The sequence below is a fragment of the Pengzhenrongella frigida genome, assembly GCF_004168625.1.
Classification (GTDB): domain Bacteria; phylum Actinomycetota; class Actinomycetes; order Actinomycetales; family Cellulomonadaceae; genus Pengzhenrongella; species Pengzhenrongella frigida.
Genome location: NZ_SDWW01000122.1, coordinates 1 through 1,150 on the forward strand (window position 1 = coordinate 1; position 1,150 = coordinate 1,150).

The 1,150-nt window shown below is 64.6% G+C and carries 1 protein-coding gene; it reads right to left on the reverse strand.

Annotation, left to right across the window (positions count from 1 at the left end; genetic code table 11):
- Positions 1 to 511: 511 nt before the first annotated feature.
- Entirely contained in the window at positions 512 to 1,087 is a 576-nt protein-coding gene (locus EUA98_RS19605) for an HD domain-containing protein (protein ID WP_207219179.1), read from the reverse strand.
- Positions 1,088 to 1,150 lie beyond the last annotated feature (63 nt).

Consider the following 1,150-nt stretch of genomic DNA (forward strand, 5'->3'; position numbering starts at 1 on the left):
CCGCCAACACTCTCACCCGATTCGGCATGTCCCAGAGCATAGCGAACACATCAGAAACTTATGTGACACGCCACTAGAGGAGTTCACCCACGGGGCGGGGCGAACGGTCCCAGGCCAGCCGACTAGCGGAAGTGCTGGTCGGCGTTGGTGACGACGGACCAGAGCGGCGCGCTCGTCACGGACCGGAGACTCGTCCTGATCTCGCGCTGCGATCCCACCACGGGCAGTCGCTGAGATCGCCGCGCCGTCGGGCATCGGGCGCTCGTCCGTGCCGAGCCTGTCCTCCGTCGGCGCTGCGCGAGGCAGGTCGAGATAGCTCGGATGAACTATCCGAACCAGCCATACCGCTGAAGACACTCTCATCGCTCGCCGAGGGCACGGCGGAGGGTCGTAGAACCTGCCGCCACGCGCATACCGACACGAGGGGGAGGCGCCGTCGCGGTCGTTTCTGGAAAGCGAACGCCCGTCGATCTAGGTTCTGACGGAACGTACGTTAATGCCACCTAAGCTATTACCAGTAATGGTCAGTGGCGACTTGATGGACCTGCCCGATGCGAGCTCGAGCGTCTTCGGCGTTCGCGATGTCGATCAGCGATGAGCCGGACAGCCTGATCGCCTGGTGCACCGGGTCTTGCGGTGGGTACCTCCTGAGGATCTCCTCGACCCGTTCGGAGGCCTGCACGGGGTAGCCCGTTGGGCTCGTCGTCATGTCAGACGCCGTCAGTCGGCGCAGCAGAAGGTCCGGCGGCGCCACAAAAGCGGCGAGTTCGCTTCCGAGACCGCGTTCGTGGGCCTCAATGACCGCGCCAGAGTGGTAGGCGACCAGTCCGACGACGACCAAGGGAAACCCCACGGCGTGCACGTAGCGGGCACCATCCAACGGATGAAATCGCGAGCGGGCGAGTTGGGGCGCGTACCCGATGTCGTGGAGCCACGCAGCGGTGACGACGAGGTCGCGCTCTTGATTGCTGAGGTCGAGGGTCAGCACGGCGGCGCGCTGTGCGACGCCTTGGACATGCGCCCAGCGCTGTCCAAGCGGTCCGAGCATCTCCAGCGCTGTCTTGGTTGCCGAGTCGGAATTTGTCAAGGTAGTTGAGGCCGGTGGGTGTTAAGCGGCTAACCCGATTCCGGTGTTGTCGGCGGGCTGGTT